The sequence below is a fragment of the Pseudomonas sp. ICBG1301 genome, assembly GCF_016918385.1.
GTDB classification, from domain to species: domain Bacteria; phylum Pseudomonadota; class Gammaproteobacteria; order Pseudomonadales; family Pseudomonadaceae; genus Aquipseudomonas; species Aquipseudomonas palleroniana.
Genome location: NZ_JAEKGB010000034.1, coordinates 1 through 328, shown reverse-complemented (window position 1 = coordinate 328; position 328 = coordinate 1). Strand labels below are relative to the sequence as shown.

At 59.8% G+C, this 328-nt stretch carries 1 protein-coding gene; it reads left to right on the top strand.

Annotation, left to right across the window (positions count from 1 at the left end; translation table 11 throughout):
* The coding region (locus JBE38_RS27565) for a hypothetical protein (RefSeq protein WP_205345602.1) at positions 1–328 on the top strand (328 nt) is incomplete at both ends.

The following is a 328-nucleotide window of genomic DNA, read 5'->3' as shown; positions in this document are numbered from 1 at the left end:
TACGACAACCGGCTGCGTATTCTGCGGGATCGCTCGGGGCGTATTGAACGGCTGGATAACGGCGTCGGCCGCTCGCTGTTCTTGCGCTATGAGCTTGGGCGCATTGTGGCGGTGGACTATCAGGTTCAGCGCGCCAAAGGCCATGAAGCCTTCACCTGGGTGACCGAACACAACGTTGTGTCCTACGCCTATGACGACGGTGGCCGACTGGTGTGTGCGACCAATGCCGTGGGTGAGCGCGAGGTTTATCGCTACGACGATCAGCACGTCATCCTTGAACGGCAGTTGGCCGGTGGCGCGAGTTTCTATTGGGAATGGGAACGTTCCG